The organism is Macrococcus sp. PK (assembly GCF_022501545.1).
In the GTDB taxonomy this organism is placed as follows: domain Bacteria; phylum Bacillota; class Bacilli; order Staphylococcales; family Staphylococcaceae; genus Macrococcoides; species Macrococcoides epidermidis.
Genome location: NZ_JAEPRF010000002.1, coordinates 163,612 through 182,916 on the forward strand (window position 1 = coordinate 163,612; position 19,305 = coordinate 182,916).

18 protein-coding genes are annotated in these 19,305 nt (G+C 34.6%); all 18 read left to right on the top strand.

The window, feature by feature from the left end:
- The first annotated feature begins 22 nt into the window (after nucleotides 1–22).
- The 18 genes from JJJ02_RS01190 (at nucleotide 23) to JJJ02_RS01275 (ending at nucleotide 19,302) form a co-directional block, all read left to right on the top strand.
- On the top strand, nucleotides 23–532 hold the full coding sequence (locus tag JJJ02_RS01190; RefSeq protein WP_188017598.1) for a phage terminase small subunit P27 family: 510 nt from the start codon (nucleotides 23–25) through the stop codon (nucleotides 530–532).
- The gene (locus JJJ02_RS01195; RefSeq protein WP_240836947.1) at nucleotides 532–2,223 is read left to right on the top strand and encodes a terminase large subunit; all 1,692 of its coding nucleotides are present in this window, start codon (nucleotides 532–534) and stop codon (nucleotides 2,221–2,223) included. Before JJJ02_RS01190 ends, JJJ02_RS01195 begins: the two co-directional genes overlap by 1 nt.
- An 11-nt stretch (nucleotides 2,224–2,234) precedes the next feature.
- The gene (locus tag JJJ02_RS01200) at nucleotides 2,235–2,405 is read left to right on the top strand and encodes a hypothetical protein (RefSeq protein WP_240836949.1); all 171 of its coding nucleotides are present in this window, start codon (nucleotides 2,235–2,237) and stop codon (nucleotides 2,403–2,405) included.
- A 4-nt stretch (nucleotides 2,406–2,409) separates the two neighbouring features.
- Nucleotides 2,410–3,657, top strand: a complete 1,248-nt coding sequence (locus JJJ02_RS01205) for a phage portal protein (protein WP_240836951.1) — start codon at nucleotides 2,410–2,412, stop codon at nucleotides 3,655–3,657.
- Nucleotides 3,644–4,333 (top strand): head maturation protease, ClpP-related, encoded by a 690-nt coding sequence (locus JJJ02_RS01210; protein ID WP_240836953.1) that lies wholly within the window; start codon nucleotides 3,644–3,646, stop codon nucleotides 4,331–4,333. The genes JJJ02_RS01205 and JJJ02_RS01210 overlap by 14 nt, the downstream gene beginning before the upstream one ends.
- 86 nt (nucleotides 4,334–4,419) lie before the next feature.
- A complete protein-coding gene (locus tag JJJ02_RS01215) occupies nucleotides 4,420–5,580 on the top strand; it encodes a phage major capsid protein (protein WP_240836955.1) in 1,161 nt (386 codons plus the stop codon).
- A gap of 19 nt (nucleotides 5,581–5,599) precedes the next feature.
- Nucleotides 5,600–5,899: a head-tail connector protein gene (locus JJJ02_RS01220; protein ID WP_240837215.1), complete on the top strand. Its 300-nt coding sequence runs from the start codon at nucleotides 5,600–5,602 to the stop codon at nucleotides 5,897–5,899.
- Nucleotides 5,880–6,224 carry a phage head closure protein gene (locus JJJ02_RS01225; protein ID WP_240836957.1) on the top strand — a complete coding sequence of 115 codons (345 nt, stop codon included), beginning with the start codon at nucleotides 5,880–5,882 and terminating at the stop codon, nucleotides 6,222–6,224. Before JJJ02_RS01220 ends, JJJ02_RS01225 begins: the two co-directional genes overlap by 20 nt.
- Nucleotides 6,221–6,595, top strand: a complete 375-nt coding sequence (locus tag JJJ02_RS01230) for an HK97-gp10 family putative phage morphogenesis protein (protein WP_240836958.1) — start codon at nucleotides 6,221–6,223, stop codon at nucleotides 6,593–6,595. The genes JJJ02_RS01225 and JJJ02_RS01230 overlap by 4 nt, the downstream gene beginning before the upstream one ends.
- Nucleotide 6,596: 1 nt before the next feature.
- Nucleotides 6,597–6,995: a hypothetical protein gene (locus JJJ02_RS01235; protein ID WP_240836960.1), complete on the top strand. Its 399-nt coding sequence runs from the start codon at nucleotides 6,597–6,599 to the stop codon at nucleotides 6,993–6,995.
- Nucleotides 6,996–7,061: 66 nt separating this feature from the next.
- A complete protein-coding gene (locus tag JJJ02_RS01240; RefSeq protein ID WP_240836962.1) occupies nucleotides 7,062–7,709 on the top strand; it encodes a major tail protein in 648 nt (215 codons plus the stop codon).
- Nucleotides 7,710–7,721: 12 nt separating this feature from the next.
- Entirely contained in the window at nucleotides 7,722–7,910 is a 189-nt protein-coding gene (locus JJJ02_RS01245; protein ID WP_240836964.1) for a hypothetical protein, read from the top strand.
- Between the two features lie 75 nt (nucleotides 7,911–7,985).
- Complete coding sequence (gene gpG / locus JJJ02_RS01250) at nucleotides 7,986–8,438, top strand: phage tail assembly chaperone G (RefSeq protein ID WP_240836966.1); 453 nt, start codon at nucleotides 7,986–7,988, stop codon at nucleotides 8,436–8,438.
- Nucleotides 8,439–8,503: 65 nt separating this feature from the next.
- Nucleotides 8,504–8,683, top strand: a complete 180-nt coding sequence (locus tag JJJ02_RS01255) for a hypothetical protein (RefSeq protein WP_240836968.1) — start codon at nucleotides 8,504–8,506, stop codon at nucleotides 8,681–8,683.
- Between the two features lie 39 nt (nucleotides 8,684–8,722).
- On the top strand, nucleotides 8,723–16,429 hold the full coding sequence (locus JJJ02_RS01260; RefSeq protein ID WP_240836970.1) for a phage tail tape measure protein: 7,707 nt from the start codon (nucleotides 8,723–8,725) through the stop codon (nucleotides 16,427–16,429).
- Nucleotides 16,429–16,872 carry a phage tail domain-containing protein gene (locus tag JJJ02_RS01265; protein WP_188017612.1) on the top strand — a complete coding sequence of 148 codons (444 nt, stop codon included), beginning with the start codon at nucleotides 16,429–16,431 and terminating at the stop codon, nucleotides 16,870–16,872. The genes JJJ02_RS01260 and JJJ02_RS01265 overlap by 1 nt, the downstream gene beginning before the upstream one ends.
- A 24-nt stretch (nucleotides 16,873–16,896) precedes the next feature.
- Nucleotides 16,897–18,978, top strand: coding sequence for a phage tail spike protein (locus tag JJJ02_RS01270; protein ID WP_240836972.1), 2,082 nt, complete (start codon nucleotides 16,897–16,899; stop codon nucleotides 18,976–18,978).
- Between the two features lie 3 nt (nucleotides 18,979–18,981).
- Nucleotides 18,982–19,302, top strand: coding sequence for a hypothetical protein (locus JJJ02_RS01275; protein ID WP_240836974.1), 321 nt, complete (start codon nucleotides 18,982–18,984; stop codon nucleotides 19,300–19,302).
- The last annotated feature ends 3 nt before the right edge of the window (nucleotides 19,303–19,305 follow it).

The window sequence follows — 19,305 nt, forward strand, 5'->3', positions numbered from 1 at the left end:
TTATGAAAGGTGGTGTAAATATATGGGAAATCAAGCCCAACCAATTGAACTTCAGTTGATTAAAGGGAACAAAAATCGACGTACTAAAGCTGAAATCGAAAAAAGACGAAAAGCTGAAGAGGCGTTGAAAGCAGCGAAAGATAAATTGAAGCCTCCAACATGGTTAGACAAAGGAGCAAAAAAAGAATTTAGATATATCGTTAATGAAATGTCTGAATTGGATGTGTTAAACAATTTAGACGTTCATGCATTAGCGATGTATTGCGATGCGTATTCAAATTATGTAGAAATCACAAAGCTAATAAATGAAAACGGTCTTGCTAGAACGATAAATCTAACTGAAGAAAATTCTGGTGAAGCAGTTAAAGCCATTTATATGGATAAAGAAGCAATTCTCAGAAAGAAACAATTCTATGATCAAGTAAGGCAACTTGGAATTCAGTTTGGATTTACACCATCGGCACGAGCAAAAATGGCACTATCACAAGCGAAAGCTGAACTCGCTGAAGAAGATGAGGAGTTTGATGTTTAATGGAATTAAGAAATTATTTAATTAAATATGCTAACGATGTATTAAGCGGAGAAATTGTAGCTTGTGAAAAACATAAGTGGGCATGTCTTCGCTTTTTAAATGACCTCGAACGAGAAAAGCTGAAACAGTTCCCTTATGTATTTAATGAAAATAAAGCTCTGAGATTTTTAAAATGGATGACTAAATTCAAACATACAAAGGGACCATTAAGGGGTACACCTATTGTTCCTGCACCTATACAGATATTTATTTTCTCTAATGTTTATGGGTGGGAGCATTATAAAACAGGTTATAGAAGATTTTCATTAGGATATTGGCAAGTCGGTCGTAAAAATGCGAAGTCTCAAACCTTATCATGCGTTGGATCATATGAAGCAAGTGCATTAGGTGAAGGTATGGCCGAAGTATATATCGGTGCTACAAAAAAAGAGCAAGCCAACATCATTTTTAATGAAATGTCAGCACAAATTAGAAACTCAGAATTCAAAGATAAGTTTCAAACTAAGTACGGAAAAATTGAACATCTTAAATCTAATTCTACTATCGTATCTTTATCAAAAGAGGATAACAAAAAGGGTGATGGTTTTAACCCGCAAGCTGGTCTTATTGACGAGTACCATTTACATGAAACTACTGAAGTTTATGACGTAATTCTGACTGGTATGGGAGCACGTTCACAACCATTACTATTCATCATAACAACAGCAGGTAATGACTTAAATAAACCATGCTACACCGTTGAATATGATTATGTATCTAAAATATTAAATCCAAATATACCAATTGAAAACGATAACTACTTTGTCATGATCAATGAGCTTGATAAAGGCGATGATATTAGAGATGAACGTAATTGGATTAAAGCTAATCCTATTGCAGCATCTCATGATGAAGGTATTGCTTATCTTAGAAAAATGATGCAACGTGCATCAGATGTTCCATCTTATATGAAAACCTTTTTAACAAAAAACATGAATGTATGGGTAGATGCAAAAGACAATGGTTACATGAAAATGGATAAGTGGAATGCATGTGGTGAAACATCACCTACGGATTTAACTGGTCGTGAATGTTATGTTGGTGTCGATTTGTCGAAAAAGATTGACTTAACATCTGTAAGTTTTGTTTTCCCTGCGCCAGACGGAACGTATGATGTACGATCACATTCATTTCTTCCGGAAGAAGCATTAAAAGAAAGAGAAAATACAGATAAAGTACCGTATTCTATGTGGGTTGAAGATGGCCATTTAACAGCTACACCTGGGGATGTAGTTGATTATAACTATATTGAACATTATGTTGAAATTATTGCCCAGGAAAATGGCTGGAAAGTTGTTGAGATTGATTATGACCCGTACAATGCAACTCATTTCGCATCAAATATGCAATATAAAGGATATAAAACGGTTGAAATATCACAAAGTATGAAAGTACTTAGTGAACCGACATCATTCTTTAGAGAATGTGTATTTGAAAAGAAAATTAGACATAATAATAATCCAGTTTTAACCTGGGCAATATCAAATGCGATTGAAAAATCAGATCCACAAGGTAATATCATGCTTGATAAACAGAAATCTAAAGATAGAATTGACCCGATTGCTTCAACAATATTCGCATTTGTAAGGGCAATGGTGGATGAAGGTCCATCAATTAATGACCATATAGCAAGTCAAGAATTTTCTTTTTAGGGGGTGAAGCGGTGTTAAAGAAGTGGATTAGTATCATTTTGATGTTTCTGGACGACATTTTTTTAATTAGTGGCATAGCTTTAATTAGCTTTGCTGCTTTTTTAATAGGATTAATTGTTGGATTAGTTACTTTGGGAATATTTCTTATCGTTTTAGCTATGTTGATAGGCAGGAGGAGGTGAATAAATGTTATTAGGTAGTCGAAGTAATAAAGTAAAAAATGAAATCTATACAGGGGATAGAAATTGGTTTAATACAATGTTTAATCCTGACATGTCGTCTCAAATATCTGAAGATACTGCTATAAAGACAAGTGAAGTATTTACGTGTATTAAAGTTTTAGCAGATGACATAGCGAAATATCCGATTTCAGTAAAAAGAAAAGAAAAAAATAAGCTAACTACTGAATCTACTCATCCAGTGCATATCATTTTAAACAAACAACCAAACCCACATATGACACCGTTTGTTTGGAAACGGCTCATGATATTTCAAATGATGTTATACGGTAATGCTTACAACGTTATTATGCGTAATAGCCGGGGAGAAGTATCTGAGTTATTACCGTTAAATCCTTTAACTACATCTAAGCAATATGACACTGATAAGCAAAAGTACATGTATTTCACAACAATTAACGGTAAAAGTTACTTATTAGATACAGATGATGTGTTGCACTTCCTGGAATTAAGCTTTGATGGACATGTTGGACTATCACCAATAGAGGTTATTAGAGAAAACCTTGCTACTAATATTGGTGGTAACAAACATCAATCAAAATTTTATCAAAAGAGTGCAATCCCTCGAGGAATCTTAAAAAGTGCTGAAATCGTTAATCCTGAAAACAAGCGAAAGCTACGTGAAGCATGGTATGAAGTAAATAATGATGAAGATGTAGCAATTGTTGATGGTGGATTGGATTTTACAACAATTTCGGTACCACAAAAAGATGCGCAATTTATTGAATCAATGAAATTTAATAAATTACAGATTGCAGGTATCTATAAAGTACCACCTCATAAAATTGGTGAACTTGATCGTGCAACATTCTCTAATATCGAACAACAATCATTACAGTATGTCATCAATACCATACTTCCTATCGTCACAAATTTTGAGCAAGAATGTAATATCAAATTGCTGAATATTGTAGATGAAACATCAAATCGCTATTGCAAATTCAATCTGGAAGCGGAATTACGTGGTGATTCTGAATCTAGAGCGAAGATGTACGAAACAATGCAGCGAATAGGTGCATATGACATCAATACAATACTTGAATTAGAAGACATGGCATTACTTGAAGATGAATTAGGAAATATGCGCTTTGGTAATTTAAATTTAGTACCTTTAGAGATTATGAAAGAGTATCAACTTTCTAAAGCACGTGGGAAATCAGATAAAGGAGGTGATACAAAAGATGCCAAAGAATAAATTTTATTCTATGAAAGTAGTTGATTCAGAAACCGCAGAAATCGATATCTACGGTGCAATTGAGTCTGATGGATGGTTTAGTGAAAGCTCAGCTAAAAAATTTAACAACGACTTAAAGGAAATTGGAGATGTAAGTACCATTTACTTAAACATTAACAGTCCAGGTGGTGATGTGTTTGAAGGTCAAGCTATTTATTCGATGCTTAAACGACATAAAGCACATATTGTTGCTAGGATTGATGGATGCGCAGCCTCCATAGCAAGTGTTATCGCAATGGCTGGTGATACAATCACTATGCCGAATAATGCAATGCTTATGATTCATGATCCATGGACTTTTGCAATGGGTAATAGTCGGGAAATGCGTAAGGTGGCTGATGATTTAGATAAGATAAACGAGTCAATTGTGAATACTTATCTAAATAAGACAGATGGTAAAACAACTGAAGCAAACATCAGAACAATGATGCAGGAAGAGACATGGCTCAGTGCAGATGATGCATTGAAGTACGGATTTGCTGATGAAGTCACAGAAGATGTTAAAGTTGCAGCGTCAATTGACAAGTCGTTCGCTGGTAGGTACAAAAATATACCTAAAACCTTAATGAAAAATGATGAATTAGAATCTGAAAAGGCTAAAGCATACGCTCAAATTATTGAGCTTGCTAAAAGATAGCTAAGAGGTGATCTAATGTCTCGACGGAAAGTTACGTCGTTAAATAACAACTCAAAGGCATACCAAACAGGTGATGCTTATTTTTTATGAAAAAAATCAAAAAAATTGGAGGAAAAGAGATGAAATTAAAAGATTTACAGGCATTACGTGCCAAAGCTTTAGATGAAGCTACTGAAGCTGTTGACAATGGCGACATGGATTTGTATAAAGCGAAGTACGAAGAAGCAGAAGGTTATTTAGAACAAATCAATGCATTAAATGATTTAGAAAAAGCTAAGACAGTCAATACAATTGCAGATTTTAACGTTATGCCAGCAGAACCAGTTACACCTGAAGCGAAAAATGAATTAAAAGCGTTCGTAAACTTTATGCGTACTGGTGATGTTTCAAATGCAATGGTAGAAAAAGTAGATGAAGATGGTGGTTTAATCGTTCCTGAAGACATTAGCATGAAAATTAATGAATTCAAACGTAATTTTGAATCACTTGAAAAATTAGTAAACGTAGAACCAGTTCGTCGTCCAAAAGGGTCTCGTTTATACGAAAAATTAGGAACGATGACACCATTTGTAGCAGTAGATGAAATGGGAGAAATTCCTGAAATCGATGGACCTAAATTCGAGCGTATCGTGTACTCTATCACAAATTATGCTGGTATTTTACCGATGTCAAATGACTTAATTCAGGACTCAGATGAAAATATCATTGCATATGCTGCACGCTGGGGCGCTCGTAAGTCTGTTATTACTCGTAACAAATTAATTTTAGATGCAATTAAGACGTTGACGGCAGTACCAATGGCGACAGTCAATGACTTTAAAATGGCAATGAACGTTACTTTAGATCCTATGTTTTTGTCATCAACTAAAATTATTACGAATCAAGACGGTTTACAGTGGTTAGACACATTAACAGACAAAAACGGTGCTTATTTAATGCAGCCATTAATCACAGACCCAACTAAGAAACAAATTGCAGGTAAAGAAGTTGTAGTTATTGGTAATGCCTTCTTACCATCTGAAAATGGTAAAGCTCCAATGATTATTGGTGATTTAAAAGAAGCAGTTACATTGTTCGACCGTCAAAAACAGTCTATTTTAACAACAAATGTTGGTGGTAAAGCATTCACTCGTAACTCAACTGACATGCGTTTCATTGAACGTGAAGATGTTCAGTTAGTAGATAAAGCAGCTGTAGTTTATGGGCAAATTGATGTAAGTTCAGTAACTGCGCCGGCTGGAGTATAAGGAGTGATTGATAGTGACTATGATCACCGAAGAAGTTAAAGAATTTTTAAAAATTGATGGTGATGATGAAGATGTCACTATCAATTCATTAATTGAAACAGCTAAACCATTTATTTACGCCAAAACAAATTATAAATTTGAATATTTTGAACAAGAAAATCCACAGGCGCTATTAGCTTTAAAGATGCTTTGCTTACATTGGTATGAAAACCGAGAACCAACCGGACAAGGTGAGTTAATTGCAATGTCTCTTAAATCTCTACTTATCCATTTACAAATAGAATATGGAGCATTTATCTATGTACCAAAGACGATATAACAAATCGGACAAAGTTGGAAAACTTGATAAAAGATTAACTGTATTTTCTGAAAAGGATAGTAGTGATGATGGCTGGGAAAGCAATGTTATTGAAGTTGTGGCTAAAATTTGGGGACAAATGATTGATGACAGGATGTATGATTATCGCAATGCTTTGAATGAAGGTACTAATAAACTTATCTATTTCAAGGTAAGATACAATAAATTGCTCAACACAAAAATGCTAGTTGAATACAAAGAGCTTAAGTACGAAATTATAGATATTCTTGATGCTGATGAGCGACAAAAGTATATGACGCTTGTCGTTGAAAGGAAAGATTTATGAGTGTAGAAACAAGTGGTTTTGATGAGATTAGAAATAATTTTAAAAAAATTGCGATGCGTATCGAAGGAGCTAGTGACAAAGCATTAATTGCAGGAGCAAAAGTACAACATCAAGCAATAAAAGATAATCTGACAATTGATACTGGTAAATCTCAAGAAAAATTAAGTATTGGTGATGTTGAAGTTGTAAATGGTGAACCTGAAATACCAATAGGTTGGCATAGAGGTGATGGTGTAATGTATCGAGCTCATTTTGTTGAGTGGGGTACTGTTCGTATCAGACCACAGCTAAAAATTACTGAAGCGGTCAAAAAGTCAAAAGACAAAGTGAGCAAGGCAATGATTGAAGTTATTAAAAAGGAGTTGAATTAACATGATGGATGATCCCTATAAATTTATAAGAGATATCTTAATTAATTCTCCTGAGATAACTAAGATTATCCCTGCATCGAATATCAAAAACTTTTCGATACCAGCAACATTAATCACTCAACCACCTTACATTAGAATCACTGTGATAGATATCAGTGACGAAGAATTCGGAGATGGTCAAATTTTAGCTGGTGGATTAAAAATTCAAATTGATATATGGCAAACAAATGGTTTATTAACTGTAGGTAACAAAATTAAAAAGCTTTTTAAAGAAAAAGATATACATTGTATTGATGTATTAGAACCACATTCAGAAAAAATAAATGATTCTCTAACGCTTTTCCGAGACGGAAGGCGTTATTTTTATGCATACGAATTAGATGAAAATGAGATTTATTAGCTGGCAGTCGAGAGATTGACAGCTTTTTTTATACCAAAAATTTATTTTATTAGGAGGATTTATATTATGGCATTGAAACAAATCGAAGAAAAAGCAGGTTCATTTGTAAATATTAGTGGTTTCCACTTAACGGAATTAACTACAGATGAACCAGGTAAAGCTCCAGCATACGGTGATTATGTACATGTACGAGGTGCACAAGAAATTAAGGTTGACCCAGAACAAGAATTGATTGAGAACTGGGGAGACGGTGAGGTACAAGAGTCAGCTGTATCACAAGGTAAGACAAAAGTTGATATGCAGGCATTTGCTTTAAAACTTGAAGTGCGTGCATGGTTACAAGGATTAGAAGTAAATGAAGACGGGGTTGTCCTTAAAAAAGGCGGAACTTTAAATCCTGCTGTAGTAGGATGCTCTTTCTATAAAGAAAAAGCAAACAAAGACGTAGAAATTGTTGCTTTAACACGTGGTACTTTCCAAATTGGTGGAGATGACGGGAAAACAGCTGAAAATAAAACTGATTTCGGTAATGCATCAATGAACGGTGAATTTTCTCAAAGATTATCTGATGGTATGGCTGAATATCGTGCGGTTATTAAAAAGGATGATAAAGCTTCATTAGATAAATTCTATACATTAGTATTCGGCAAACCTTTACCAGAAACAGCCTTACCAAAAGGATGGACTGTAGCTGGAACACCAGCAGGAGTTTAGGGGGGATAACTGATGGCAGAAGCTAAAAAGAAAAAATATGAAGTTATTTTAGATTTCACTGATTTAGAAGATAACAATAAGGTTTATACAAATGGTAAACCTTATCCTCAACCAGCTAACAAGAAAGTAAGTCCTGAGCGTATTGCTCAATTATTGAATCACCCTAACGGTAATTCATATATCAAAGAAGTAGAAGAATAAGTTAAAGGGGATCATATCCCCTTTTTAATTTTGCGCAAAATTAAAAAATATAATCTATAAGGATGGTAATTAAAAATGACAGAAGAATTATTAAAAGAAGCTGAAAACTTAGTGACAGAAAATGTTGATAGTGAAGTAGAATACGAATTTTTAAAAGAAATTGTTTTAGTAAATAGTGCAGGTGCTGAACGAACTGTAACTGCACCTAAAGTAGTTCCTGGACGTGTGTATCGTAAAGCTATTTCTTTACAATATAAGACAAGAAAAATTATGTACAAAAATGATGGTAAAGGAAACTATGAACGTGATGAAGAAGGTTATTTAGTACCGTCTGAATCAACTGAAGAAAGTGAATTACAAGTTTTAGATTTGTATGAAGAGTTTATGGTTGAATACTTCAATAATCAATTTACTGTAGATGAATTACGAGAAGGTTTAGATGCTAGACATTATCAAGAAACTTTAACACATGCATACAATAGTGCGTTGGGAAACCCTACGGTAGAAGTGAAAGTAACACAGAAGTAGATGACGATGAAGATGAAGAATTAAATCATGATGAAGTATTAAGAATCATTGATAAAAATATAGGAATGATAGCGAAATACTTTAATATTAGCCCGATGGATATTATGGAAGGTGATTATCATTTCTATATTCATCAGTTCAATTTAGCAACTGAAGATGAATATGAAGAAAAATCAGAACCAAAATCGAAAAAACAAAAAATAGAAAAAGTAGACAGCCTATTCGAAGCGTTCGGAAGTAACTGAGCCGAATAGGCTCTTTTTTTATGGAAAGGAGAGTGAAATATGGATGAAATAGCTGGTAAAGCCGTCGTCAAAGTTGGTTTAGATGATACTCAGATTAAGCAAGGATTGACTAATTTAAATGCTAAAATGAAGCTTGCAGATGAAACGTGGAAATCTTCTTTAGCTACTTTTAATAAATCAGATCGTTCAATAGAAAAATTAACAACAAGTATTAAAGGTATGACTGATAAATTAAAAGTACAAGAAGAGATTGTAGAAGCTCATAAAAATCGAGTAGCTAAACTGACAGCTGAATACGGTGAGAACCATACTAAAGTGCTTAAAGCGAGTGCCGACTTGAAAAAACAAGAAGGTATATATGGAAATTTGCAACGATCTATTAAAGAGATGAACAATGAAGTTAAATTGAATACGCAAAAAATGAAAGAGAATGCTATTCAACAAAAGGTTGTTTCTGGCCAACAAGAAAAGTTGATGAAAAATACAACTATGATGGAGAAAAAACAAGCCTCACTTTCATCTCAATTGAAACTCGTTGATGTTGAGTGGCGTAACAATGTTGCAGCTATGCAACGAACAGGAAAATCTATAGACGTTGCTAAAGCAAATTTAGATGGGCTTAATAAAAAGTATGAACTTCAGAGAAAAGTAGTTATCCAACACTCTAAAGAACTACGAGATTTAACAAAAGTTTATGGAGAAAATGATGATCGTGTAGTTAGGGCGACTGCTGCGCTTAAAGAGCAAATGGGCGTCTTTAAAGAAATGAAAGGAAACATCAATAATGTTACACGTGAGATTCAAGAACTCAATCGTGCCGAACAGATAAATAATAATCCGTGGACTCAACGCACTAAAGATTTACAAGCATACAGTGATAGAATGCAAGCCATTGGAGATAAAGCGACTGGGATAGGTCAAACTATGACAATTGGTGTTACAGCACCAGTAGCTTTAGGAATGGGATTTGCTATTAAGAAATCTATGGAATTTGAGACATCGATGTCTGAAGTACAAGCTTTAACTCAAGCTACTGGTAAAGATTTTCAAAGACTTAAAAACTATGCAATTGAACTGGGTGAGAGTACAGCATTCAGTGGTAAAGAAGCAGCAGACGGAATGGCTGTTTTAGGTCAAGCCGGTTTTAAAACAAATCAAATTATTGATGCAATGCCAGGATTGTTAGATTTAGCAGCTGCTTCTAAAATGAGTTTAGCAGATAGTGCTGATATTGTAGTGTCTTCATTAAATTCATTTCAGTTGAAAGCTAAAGAGTCAGGAAGAGCTACAGATGTTCTAACTATGGCTGGGGCAGAAACCAATGCTTCACTTAAAGATATGGGTGAAGCAATGAAATATGTTGGTCCGGTAGCGGGCTCACTTGGATATACCTTAGAAGATACTTCAGGAGCTATTGGTTTACTTTCTAACTATGCGATAAAAGGATCACAAGCAGGTACTTCATTGCGTATGGGATTAATGCGAATGAATGCGCCAGGTAAGAAGTTAGCGAAAGAAATGGATAATATGGGCATTAAAGTTCATGACTCATCCGGAAAAATGAAAAATATGGCTGGCATCATAGATGAATTACAGACTTCTATGGCAGGAATGTCTAAAGAAGAACAAGCAGCTTTAATTACACGTATAGTCGGTGTTGAAGCTTCAACTGCTTGGATTGCTTTAATGCAAAAATCACCAGCAGAAATAGATAAATTCACAAAATCATTAAGTAATTCTAATGGATATGCAAAAGAATTTGCTAAAACCATGCGTGATAATCTATCCGGTGATTGGGATAACTTTACTGGTGGATTAGAGACGTTTGCATCGAAAATATATGATGACTACACACCAGCACTACGAGGCATTGTAAAAGCTGGAGATTCATTAGTACAGACAATTAGTGAAGCACCTAAACCTATAAGAATGTTAGCAACAGGCATGGCAATATTAGCAGCGGCGACGGGTCCAGTATTAATTGGATTCGGAATGGTGGCAAATGGTGCATCTGCAGCAAGTAGAGGTTTATCTGTATTAACAGGAAGATATGCGATCAACACGGCAGCAGCTGAAACAAATGCTGCAGCAAACATAGCCACAGGTACTACTTTCGGCAAACAAGGGAAATTATTAGGTGGTGTAACTGGACTTTTCACTAAGTTTGGTAAAGCATCTGGAACAGCTGCAACATCCACAGGATTACTTGCTAGAGCAGGTGGATTACTAGGTAATGGTCTTAAGTTGATGACTGGACCTGTTGGTATTACTTTGGCAGCAGTTACTGCTTTATATGGTGGGTTTAAACTGGCATATAAACATGTTGATTGGTTCAGAGAAGGCGTTGATAATACTGGAAAGTTGCTTGAAGAAATTGCTGGAAGCATTGATTTTCAGTGGGCTAAGGATATGGGTACTACTTTTAAGATTGGTGCTGGATATGCAAGAGATTTAGCAGGAGGTCTTGGTGATGTAATTAAAAAGGAAATTGAAATGGCACCAGGCACTCAGTTAATTAAGTCAGGATTTGGTGTAATTAATGATGCTGTTTCTAAAGCTACTGATAAAGTATCTATCTATGGAAATGGAGTTAGTAAATCTACAGAAAAAGCTTTAAAAGGATATACTAATTTATCTGATAAGGCAAAGTTGGAATTAGAAAAACTAAGATCGTCTCATAAAATTATAGGTGATAAACAGTATAATGACCTCGTTAATATTTATGAAAAAATGACGAATACAGCTGTTAATAAAATTAAACAACGACAAACAAGAGAAGTCAGTGGATTGAAGAAATTGTTTGCAGAAACGAAAGGTTTAAAAGCGGCAGAAGAAAATAAAATTTTAGCAGATATAAAATCAAGAAATAATAAAGAAATACAAGATGTAAAAGATCTTGAAAGAAAAAAGAACGCAATTATTGCAAAAGCTCATAAAGAAAAGCGAGCTCTAACAAATATTGAAGAAAGTAGAATTGTGGTTCTTCAGCAGCAAATGGATAGAAAAGTTGTGGCATCTTTAAGTAAGAGTGAGAAAGAACAACGAATCATTTTAGGTAGATTAAGGGATAACAAAAAAGCATTATCAATTCAAGCTGCTGCCGAAGTCATCAAAGCATCAGCTAAAGAACGAGACAAGACAATAAGTGACGCAAAGAAGAAAAAGAAAAGTATTATCGATGAAGCAATTTATCAAAGAGATGTTACGAAAAAAATTTCTAAGGATCAAGCTGATAAAATCATCAAAGATGCAGAGAGACAGTATAAAGGTTCAGTAAAAAATGCGAAAGAACAACATAAAAAAGTTGTTGATGAAGCGGCAAGACAAAATAAAGGCGTTAAACGCGAGATAGACTCACAAACAGGTCATGTATTAAGTAAGTGGCAAAAATTAAAACGTCAAACAGGACCAATTCTAACAGGTATAAAAGTTGCTACTGTCAAATCATATGAAGATGCAAAAAAAGGTGTTGCAAAATGGATTGGGCAAACTGCATTAGATACCTTAAAACGCTGGAATGGCATAAAAAAATCTACTATAGGTGTAACAGAATCGATACGTAAATCAACAGTAAAAAAATACGAAGATTTAAAGTCAGGTACTGTTAAATGGCTAGGAGTAGCATCTACACAAATGTCTAGTAAGTGGGGTTCTATTAAGAAAAATACAACTTCATTAGCTGAGGGTGTACGTAAAGTTGCAGTTGATAAGTTTGAGCAAATGTACAAAAAATCTACTGGTTGGGTTACTTCTATTGGTACATTCATAGACAAAGCTAAATCAGGTATATCTGCAAAAGCGAGTCGACTTGGTGAAAGTATTTCTAAAGCTGCAATCGGTGGCCTTAATAAGATGATTGATGGTGTGAACTGGGTAGCTAATAAGTTGGGAATGGATAAACTTCCACATATCAAGTATTCAACAGGTACAATTGGTAAAAAACCTCTTTACGATACAAGAAGTGGTGGACATCCTGGCGGTTTAGCAACTGTAGCTGATAAAGGACCAGGGAACGGTAAGGGTGTTCGTGAATTAGTGCAATTCCCAGACGGACGCACAGCGTTGTTTGAAAAAGAAACGACGTTTAATATGCCGAAAGGTACTCATGTTTATAGTAATAAAGAAACTGAGCCAATTTTAAAAGGTATCAAATATTCAACAGGTACAAAAAAGAAAAATTTAGTTGAACAAATTGGAGATGCAGCGAACTGGACTAAACACACAGCTTATGGCGTTGCTGCTAAAACAGGCGCAAATGCATTTACTAATTCATCTAAACTTGTGGGTGGCAAGAAAACAGCGAATGCTTTAAAATCTACTGCAAAAGTTGGAGAAAGTGTCGAAGACATTATGAAATATGCAGCTGATCCAAATAAGTTAGTAGACTTTATACTAAAAAAATTCGGTGTAGATTTTTCTTCAATCAAAGCATTACCAAAACAGATATTAGATAGTCAGTTTAAGAAGATTAAAAAAGGTGTAGCAGATAAATTCAGCGAATGGTTTGCAGCTCAAGATGGTGGTGAAGGTGGCGATGGTCGTTACATCGATTTATCTCATGGTATCAACTTCGGATTCATGCCATCAGCAGCACAAGCAATGGCCGCAGGATATCCATTCCCACGCCGACATTTAGGTCTTGATATTGACTATCCGTATGGAACAAAAGTTTACAGTACGGTTAGCGGTACGGCTACAGGAGCATCGGGTTGGAACGGTGGATTTGGTCAAAATGTAACGATTAAGTCAGGAATTTTAGAAGTTATTTTTGGCCATTTAAGTAAATTAGCATTCCAAGGCACTAAACAGGTTAAACCAGGTGATTTCTTAGGACTTTCAGGTGGTGACCCAGCACGTCAAGGTGTAAACGCTGGTAGTTCATCAGGAGCCCATTTACACTATGAAATGCGTAAAAATGGAGTAGCATTTGACCCGACCAACTGGTTGAAACAAAATAACGGTGTTCGTAAAGGTGCAAGTAGTGGACCATCTGGTGTAAGTGGCAACGCTTCTTCATGGGCATCAGTAATTCGTAAAGCTGCTGCACAAATGAATGAAAGAATTACAAATGCAGATGTAAATGCAATTGTTGCACAAATTCATAGAGAATCTGGTGGTAATCAAACCATTGTGCAAGGCAATATCGGTGACATTAACAACTTAAGAGGAACACCAGCACGAGGACTACTTCAATATGTACCAAGCACATTTGCTAATTATGCGGTTAAAGGTCACACAAATATTAATAGTGGCTATGACCAATTATTAGCCTTCTTTAATAATAGAAATTGGCGTGCTAATAATCCTGCTGGAAGAAGTGGATGGAGTCCGAATGGGGCTAGAAAATATGCTGATGGTGGAATCATCAAGAAGCCTCACTACGGTTTAGTTGGTGAAGATGGACCAGAAGCAATTATTCCATTAGATCCTAAAAAGAAAACTAGAGCTCAACAATTATTAGCTTATGCGAATGGCGTAGTTAATAAAGATGGTCGTAATTACGTAAAAGAACCACCAAAAACACATACGGTTAAATCTGGTGATACATTATGGGGAATCTCACAAGCAAATAAGATGACTGTAAGTATGTTAAAACAACTAAACAATTTGAAGTCAAATCTTATTTTCCCTAAACAGATTCTTAAATTAAGTACTGGTGCTTATAAATTAGTGGGAGCAATCAAGGAACATGCTACTGCTATCAAGCAATCAATCACTAAAAAACCAACAACAGTTAAACCTAAAGTTCAAATGACCTCAATCACTGGTGTAGTAAGTAAGTTTGCTGATGGTTTAATTCGTTCAGGTACAATCTTTAAAGACTTAAAAACATCGAAAACTGATTTAGCGTTCGGTAAATTCTTAGAGTCTAAACTAAAAGGATTAAACTCTAGTAATGTCAAAACGGTCATGACAAATGTTTCGGACATTAAGAAGAAACTAACTGAAATTGATAAGAAAAATGACAAACTAATCAAAACTAACACAGCAAAGATTAAATCAGCGACTGTTAAAAACTTTGACGAACAATTAAAGATAGATAATTATAAAGCTGAGAAAGCATTGAACGGTAAAAAAGGTACGATCACTGTTAAAACTAGAATTGCTGCAAGAGATACGACGATGATTGATAGAAATCTTGCTAAATCTAAGTTAAATAAAGCAGCACATGAAAAGGATTTAAAAACATTACATGCTTATGAAGATAAGCTTCTTAAAAAACGTGCTACTTTAAAGACTAAGAAAGAAAAAGAAAACAATGCTAAGTTATTAGCTAGCACTAAAAAGCGTATAGCTGATGAACAAAAGCAACGTGATAAAGAAGTAGCAAACATCAAGAAGTATGAAGCACAACGTGCAGATGCTTTAAAACTTAAGTACAAAACAGAAAAGAAATATGTAGCAGGTCGTTCTGCATCAGCGTTAGATAAATTAATCAATACATCTACTAATAACATTGGTAAGAATAATACGTTGATTAAAAACCTTAAGTCAGAAAATGCATTGTATGCTAAACAATCAGCAACTCTAAATAAAATTAAAGGTGCTGAAATACTTAAATCTGATGTACTTAAAAAGATTGCTGCAAGACGTGAGCAACTTGTAAAAATGATGGAAGCTCTGAAAAAGAAAGAAACATCATTAAAAGAAGAAAAACAAGGCTTTGCTGATAGTATTAGTGAGAACTTACAATCATATGCTGGTTTTGGTGGCGCAAGAGGACATACTGCTCGTGATTTTGTAAGCTGGATGCGTTACAGATTAGGTAAAATGCGTACATTTGCTTCTAATGTTCAAAAACTTAAAGGAATGGGCTTAGATCCTAAACTTATTCGTGAAATGTTAGCAGGTGGAATTGAGAATGCTATACCTAAAGTTGAAGCTTTAGTTAAAGGTGGCGGCGGATATATCAGTCAGATTAACTCACTTCAAAAAGAAATTGATGGAGTAGTTAAGTCGATTAGTACTGAGCAATCAACTAGCTTATTTGCAGATGAATTAGCAAGTAATAAACGTCGTCAAGATGTCGTTACTAAAGCTATGAAAGATAATGAAGTAAGACTTGATAAATTTAGAAGTGGTAAAGATAAAGTCATCAGTATGAAATCATATACTGATTTAGAAAATAAAACTTCTAAATATAAGTATCAAGCTAAGCCATTACCTAAGAAAACAACAACTAGCAAAACACTTGCAACATCAGGTAAGTATAAAGTTAAATCTGGTGATAGCTTATGGTTAATCGCTAATAAGTATAAGACTACTGTAGATAACCTTAAGAAATTAAACGGTTTAAAATCTAATCTTATACATCCTAACCAGACTTTAAAAGTACCTGGTGCAGCAAAGTCTCAAAAAGTTGTTAATCTTGAAGCAGCTAAGAAGAAACGTGAAGACGAATCAACTAAATTAATCGTTAATACTGCCAAGAAATTGAATGTGGTTGGTAAAAACGATAAATATGCTGCTCAACTTCAAAAAGAGATTGCTGACATTAGAAAAACTACAACTAAGAAAGATGATGCACTTGTAACGAAGTTAGAAAAAGAGATGAAAGAGAATAAAGCATTAACAAAAGAAATGGTAAATCTTTTATCTCAAATCCTTAATAAGCCAACTAATGTTATTTTAGATGGTCAGAAAGTAAGTAAGACTGTAGAAAAGAATATCGTTACAAAAGCTAAGACTACAGCTAGAAAGACAGTAACACCTAAACCAAAAACACCAGTTAGGAGGAAAGCTTAATGAGTAATAATATAAGGGTTGGATTTTACTTCAATGATAAGCATAGTAGTGATTTTGATATAAGAATCGCTGGTGTGCTTTCACCTCCTCCAGAAATTAAGAAAATAACAGATAGCGTTCCTCATATGAATGGTGAGTACGATTTTACTTTCGTGTATGGTGCACCCAAATATAACAATCGGCACATTGATGTCGATTGTTTTATTTTATGTGATCATAATCAAAACATGGCTCAGACAGAAAATGAAATAATAAATTGGTTATATGGTACACCTTTTATAAAGTTGACCTTTGACCACCAGGAGAACAGAGAATATACTGCAAAACTTGAAAGTATAAGCTTTGATGAACCTGATTATAATATGAGAAAACTCTCATTCAAATTACAGTTTGAAGCTAAGCCTTTCGCATGGGATGTAGTCCTCGAGAAAGAGGTGTTGTAGTTGTATACAGTCAAAGTTTGGAACATGAATGAAGATCCAAAATATATTTGGGACTATCGTAAATCAGATAATCTGATGAAAAGTAGTACTTTAGATAAAGAGTTGGAAGCTGTTGACCAATTTAATTTTGAGTTGATTGATAGTGACATTAAGCTGAAGTCGTTTGTATCATTTGTTGAAGTGAAAAATGAAGTTAAGAATAATGTAGTATTCCGTGGACGTATAATGACACCAACAACACAAATGAATGAGGATGGAACATATAATACATCTTATACTTCAGAAGGTGCAATGGCATATCTTGATGACTTCATCCCATCTAGTGATATGAAAACAGACTTAACGCCACAACAACGATTTACTGAATTAATCAATATTCACAATAGTTTATTAGGTGCTGATACTTATAAGAGAATCAATATTGGTACTGTATCGGTTACGCCAAAGATACCTGAATCTGAAACTGCTGAATATGATGATACTGCTTATTTCATATTAGATCCTGAGAAATCTATTCTTACTCACATTAGAGAATTGATATTAGGGGTATACGGTGGTGAAATCGTATTAAGATATGAAGCTGATGGTAATTATATAGATTGGGTTGATAAAATCGGTAGCAAGAAATCAACTGAATTAAAAGTTGGAAAGAACATGAAGTCATTCCAGCGACAGATTGACCCGACAGAAGTAATCACAAGATTGATTCCGTTAGGCTCATCTGAACCAACAGCGTGGGAAGGTAGTAAACGATTAGAGATAATTGAAGACCCAAGAAGTGGCGGAAAGAACTATATAGATATACCGGAACTCATAGCATTGTATGGTATTCAGACAGGTGTAGCAATATTCGATGACGAATACACCCCAGACACTCTGTATGACCGTGGAATGAAAGAGAAGATAGAAATTATGAAGAAGTATGCAAAGATGACAACTGAAATTCAGTTGTTAGATTTGTTTACGATTGGTTTAGATCCAGATGATTTTGAGCGTGGGAATTTCTATCATACGATATTACCTCGTTATAGTATTGATGAAGATTTGAGAGTTGTAGGAACATCATTTGATGTTATTCACCCACAAAATAAATCGTGTCGAATCGGTGATAAAGATCTAGGAATATTAGATGTGTCTGATATTAATACATTGAATATTATTAATGAAGCTGTTCCACCCATGCTGGATAAAACAGTCAGCGAAATCAGACAGGAAATAGAATCAGCTGAAAGTGAGGCTGTAAAAAGTGCCGATGATTTAGCTAGGCAAAGAGTTGAACAGTTCAAAAGAGATTCATTCGAGCCTTTTAAATTGTCTATTCCTGATGTTATGAACACAAAATTATCAGACTTCAAAAAAGGTGAACTAGGAACAATCATCAACAATACGATTACCACTAATGGTCAATCTATCACTAACGATGTAGTGAATAAGATTAATAGCAGTACAAATGTAATTCGTAGTGATGCTATCGTAGTGGACGCTGCAATGATTAATAAAATAGCTGCTGACCAGACTTTCACAGATAAGCTAGTCGCAACTGATGCATTCATAAGAAATATAATGGCGTCAAACATAGTATCTGAAAAGATTAAGGCGACTGATATTGATGCTAGTCAATTAAATTTGTATTCTATCGCTGATGGAACCGGGAAAATCCCTGGCGCTATTACTATTACTAGGCCAGATGGTGCGAAGTCTGTAATCAATGGTTTACAACAGTTTGGGTTATCGATATGGCGTTATCATCCGCAATTTGTTAATTCTAAGGTAAATATTTCAGGTGTTTATTTTACAACTACTTCAACTGATTTAGTTACTTTTGATGCTTTTGCTTTCAAACATGATAGCCGTTTTGTAAAAATAAGATTAGAAGCATATACAAGTTCTAGTAATGGTTATGGGATTCTAAATGTTGAAGGTTTTTCAGGAACTAATTTTCAGAGAGGTTTGACTATTTGGGGTAGCGAAAAACAAACGTATGAACTAGTTATCGATGCTGGTATACCTACAGGCGAATTGAAGTACTTTTACTTGAGGTTTTCATCTTATAGCGCCAGCTATACTATGAACGCGCGTGAAATTATTATTTATCAGGAGGGATAACATATGTGGGCTATAGGAATTAAAAACGGAATGGTAACTACGGGTGGATTAAATTTAGTGATTGACGGAACGTTTACAGAATTTATTCCAGTCCCTGAAAATGTAGCTAGACAAATTTGGAAGTTAGAATACTTAGGAGAAGGTAAATATAAAGTTAAAGAAGGGCAGATATTATTATCAGTAGAAGAATTAAATTATCAACGTGATAATGAATTTAATATTGAAGAGCCTGCACCAATTGAAAAGATTAACATTATCGAACCAATCGAACAAAACGAACTGCAACAACTAAATAAAAAAGAAGATGAAGTCGTATCTGAATAAGAT

Coding starts and splice junctions, on each gene's coding strand:
- JJJ02_RS01205 (WP_240836951.1), top strand. CDS start 2,410: ATGTTATTAGGTAGTCGAAGTAATAAAGTAAAAAATGAAATCTATACA.
- JJJ02_RS01275 (WP_240836974.1), top strand. CDS start 18,982: ATGTGGGCTATAGGAATTAAAAACGGAATGGTAACTACGGGTGGATTA.
- gpG (WP_240836966.1), top strand. CDS start 7,986: ATGACAGAAGAATTATTAAAAGAAGCTGAAAACTTAGTGACAGAAAAT.
- JJJ02_RS01215 (WP_240836955.1), top strand. CDS start 4,420: ATGAAAAAAATCAAAAAAATTGGAGGAAAAGAGATGAAATTAAAAGAT.
- JJJ02_RS01190 (WP_188017598.1), top strand. CDS start 23: ATGGGAAATCAAGCCCAACCAATTGAACTTCAGTTGATTAAAGGGAAC.
- JJJ02_RS01220 (WP_240837215.1), top strand. CDS start 5,600: ATGATCACCGAAGAAGTTAAAGAATTTTTAAAAATTGATGGTGATGAT.
- JJJ02_RS01270 (WP_240836972.1), top strand. CDS start 16,897: ATGAATGAAGATCCAAAATATATTTGGGACTATCGTAAATCAGATAAT.
- JJJ02_RS01210 (WP_240836953.1), top strand. CDS start 3,644: ATGCCAAAGAATAAATTTTATTCTATGAAAGTAGTTGATTCAGAAACC.
- JJJ02_RS01235 (WP_240836960.1), top strand. CDS start 6,597: ATGATGGATGATCCCTATAAATTTATAAGAGATATCTTAATTAATTCT.
- JJJ02_RS01260 (WP_240836970.1), top strand. CDS start 8,723: ATGGATGAAATAGCTGGTAAAGCCGTCGTCAAAGTTGGTTTAGATGAT.
- JJJ02_RS01225 (WP_240836957.1), top strand. CDS start 5,880: ATGTACCAAAGACGATATAACAAATCGGACAAAGTTGGAAAACTTGAT.
- JJJ02_RS01245 (WP_240836964.1), top strand. CDS start 7,722: ATGGCAGAAGCTAAAAAGAAAAAATATGAAGTTATTTTAGATTTCACT.
- JJJ02_RS01195 (WP_240836947.1), top strand. CDS start 532: ATGGAATTAAGAAATTATTTAATTAAATATGCTAACGATGTATTAAGC.
- JJJ02_RS01255 (WP_240836968.1), top strand. CDS start 8,504: ATGATAGCGAAATACTTTAATATTAGCCCGATGGATATTATGGAAGGT.
- JJJ02_RS01265 (WP_188017612.1), top strand. CDS start 16,429: ATGAGTAATAATATAAGGGTTGGATTTTACTTCAATGATAAGCATAGT.
- JJJ02_RS01230 (WP_240836958.1), top strand. CDS start 6,221: ATGAGTGTAGAAACAAGTGGTTTTGATGAGATTAGAAATAATTTTAAA.
- JJJ02_RS01240 (WP_240836962.1), top strand. CDS start 7,062: ATGGCATTGAAACAAATCGAAGAAAAAGCAGGTTCATTTGTAAATATT.